Here is a 3170-nt window from a genome sequence, read left to right as displayed (position 1 = left end):
TGATGCCTGCCGTCCGTAGCCGTAACGCTAAATCGGTGCCACACCATGCGCTGACGCGGTGTTTGGTGATCACCTCTTCCCCTGCTTGTGGTGCAAACGCCGGATAGAACTCTCCGCCCCAACTACCATCTTTAAATGCCCCTGATTTTGCCGCACTGGAAAATAGCGGTGAGTGTGGGCTGACTTCACGGTAATCAGCAGAAAAAGCCACCCGCACATGGATAATCCGCCAGTGCTGCGCCCGTGCATGCTGTAGCAAGGCGGTAATGTTCGGTAAGGCGTGGTGGCGCTGGGCAAATTGTGCATAACCGCGTGCTGCTGACTTTCCCTGTGGATCAAGAGTTTCATTCATAAAATCAAGCAGTAACAGTGCAACTTTAGGGGTGATTTCAGGTAATGTGGCTGTATCCCCCAGAAGAAAACCTGACATAGGTTCACCTTACGTAGCGTGCGCGCATACTGTGAAAAAGAGAGAAAAAGTATGCGCCGGCGGGCGGCTTTTTTTCAAGCCAGCGGCTCGACAATCTTGTATACATTTGCGTCAGTGCCGAGATGGGCGACAGAGCGTGGAAAACGTTATACTGGCATCAGTTAACGGGCAAAATGCAAATGCCGGTGCGCATGAAAACAGAGTCAGGAGTTGTAAGCACAATGAATCAGGATTATGGCCGCTGGGTAAAACTGGCAGCATTATGTTCTACCTTAGTGGCAACCTTACTGCTGCTGGTAAAAATTGTGGCGTGGTGGAAAACCGGTGCGGTCAGTTTACTGGCCTCAGTGGTTGATTCTCTGCTGGATATTGCTGCGTCATTGACCAATCTGTTGGTGATCCGCTACTCACTGCAACCGCCGGATGAGGACCACCGTTTTGGCCACGGAAAAGCCGAGTCATTAGCGGCGCTGGCGCAAAGTGCCTTCATTTGCGGGTCGGCATTTTTCCTCTTATTACAGGGGATAGAGCGCCTGATTAAGCCGCAGCCGATGGATGATCCCGGTTTGGGGATTGCGGTTACGCTGTTTGCTTTGCTCGTTACATTGCTGCTGCTGATTTTTCAGCGCTATGTAGTGCGCCGTACCGACAGTCAGGCGATTAAGGCTGACATGCTGCATTACCAAAGTGATCTGCTGATGAACGGGGCGATTTTACTGGCGCTGGGTTTAAGCTGGTGGGGCTGGGGCAAAGCTGATGCGCTGTTTGCGATAGGGATTGGCTGCTACATTTTGGTCAGTGCGTTTTATATGGCATATCAGGCGGTACAGTCTTTGATGGATCAGGCGCTGCCTGCCGAAGAGCGTGAGCAAATTTTACAAAAAGTACGCTCAACCGCCGGAGTGATGGGGGTGCACCAGTTACGTACCCGCCGCGCAGGGCCAACCCGTTTTATCCAGTTACACCTTGAGCTGCAAGATGCCTTGCCGCTGGTGGATGCGCACAGAATTGCTGACGGGCTGGAAAAAGATTTGATGCAGATGTTTCCCGGTGCCGATGTGTTGATTCACCAAGATCCGGTTTCGGCCGTTCCCGAAGAGATGAAAAACAGTGCGCAGGGTCAAACCGTTTAGGGATAAAAAACAGGCTATTTACGCGGCTCAGACATAAAATGCTAAGCTGAATGGAGTAAGCTTAGCGATCTTGCCTGCTCGGTCGGTGAGATGAGTTACTGTGATGAGCGTCAACGTAGTTTTTTTTCAAAATTGTAATACTCATCACTTAATTTTATTACCGTTAGCGTTACTGGGCGTGAATTAGGGTAGCGTGCCGGTTATTGAGCCACAATAACAGAGCAGCAGTGACATTGGGGGATGCCTGTTGTGCTGTGTGGCTTTAAGCTGTCATTAACTTTCGAGAGTCAGAGGGTTGTCATGATCAAAAAGATTGGCGTATTGACCAGCGGTGGTGATGCACCGGGAATGAACGCCGCGATCCGCGGTGTTGTGCGTGCAGCATTGGGCGAAGGATTGGAAGTGTACGGGATCCAAGATGGTTATCTGGGTCTGCATCAAAACCGGATCCGTCAGCTGGATCGTCAGAGTGTTTCAGATGTCATCAACCGTGGTGGTACATTTTTAGGCTCGGCACGTTTTCCAGAGTTTCGTGAAGAGAAGGTGCGTGAAGAGTCTATCGCGAATTTGCGTCAGCACGGTATTGATGCGCTGGTGGTTATCGGCGGTGACGGCTCTTACATGGGTGCAAAAAAGCTGACCGAAATGGGCTTCCCGTGTATCGGTCTGCCGGGCACGATTGATAATGACGTAGCCGGTACCGACTATACCATCGGTTACTTTACGGCGCTGGAAACCGTACTTGAAGCGATTGACCGCCTACGTGATACCTCCTCTTCGCATCAGCGTATCTCGATTGTTGAAGTGATGGGCCGTCACTGTGGCGATCTGACTCTGGCTGCGGCGATTGCCGGTGGCTGTGAGTTTATCGTTATCCCTGAAGTTGAATTTAACCGTGCTGAGCTGGTGGATGAGATCCGTGCCGGTATCAGTAAGGGTAAAAAACACGCAATCGTGGCCATCACCGAGCATATGTGTGATGTGAACGAGCTGGCGCGTTTTATCGAAAAAGAGACCCAGCGTGAAACCCGTGCCACTATTTTGGGGCATATTCAGCGCGGTGGTGCACCGGTGGCTTATGACCGTATTCTGGCCTCTCGTATGGGCGCGTATGCCGTTGACCTGCTGCAAGAGGGCTACGGTGGCCGTTGCGTCGGTATCCAAAATGAGAAAATGGTACACCACGATATTATCGATGCTATCGAAAATATGAAGCGTCCGTTCAAAGCTGACTGGCTGGCTACGGCGAAAAAATTGTTCTGATGTCGCTTTGCTGTTTGTCTTGCGGTGATCGCCGCGATGACTAACATCAGCAATCTCAGTAAACTAAAAGCCACCGCATGCGGTGGCTTTTTTGTGTTTATGTTGTGCACATTGAACGGCGGTACTTAATCTTCCCAGTGCTGTGCGCGGCTGACCGCTTTTTGCCAGCCCTTATACAGGCGGGCACGTTCACCGTCAGACATGGTCGGTTCAAATACCCGATCAATGGCTGCTTTGCACTTGAGCTCATCCAAATTCTTCCAAAAACCAATTGCCAGACCCGCCAGATACGCCGCACCGAGCGCGGTGACTTCACGCACTTGTGGGCGCTCAACTGTGGTGCC

The 3170-nt window shown here is 51.4% G+C and carries 3 protein-coding genes and 1 pseudogene; 2 read left to right on the top strand and 2 right to left on the bottom strand.

From position 1 onward, the window contains the following. Window positions 1-430: cysteine hydrolase family protein (locus ACRC27_RS13280; protein WP_438640094.1), on the bottom strand; the 430-nt coding region annotated here is incomplete at its 3' end. Between the two features lie 221 nt (window positions 431-651). On the opposite strand from ACRC27_RS13280, the gene fieF reads away from it, so the two are divergent. After that, entirely contained in the window at window positions 652-1563 is a 912-nt protein-coding gene (gene fieF / locus ACRC27_RS13275; RefSeq protein ID WP_438623232.1) for a CDF family cation-efflux transporter FieF, read from the top strand. A 300-nt stretch (window positions 1564-1863) separates the two neighbouring features. After that, complete coding sequence (pfkA, locus tag ACRC27_RS13270) at window positions 1864-2826, top strand: 6-phosphofructokinase (protein ID WP_438623231.1); 963 nt, start codon at window positions 1864-1866, stop codon at window positions 2824-2826. A 125-nt stretch (window positions 2827-2951) separates the two neighbouring features. Here the strand turns inward: pfkA and ACRC27_RS13265 are convergent. After that, window positions 2952-3170 (bottom strand): annotated as a pseudogene (locus ACRC27_RS13265) (glycerol kinase); the annotation flags it as partial.

Source organism: Plesiomonas sp., assembly GCF_051650925.1.
Lineage (GTDB): Bacteria > Pseudomonadota > Gammaproteobacteria > Enterobacterales > CAMTGL01 > Plesiomonas.
The sequence above is the reverse complement of the archived record's forward strand: the minus strand, read 5'-3'. Positions and strand labels throughout refer to the sequence as shown.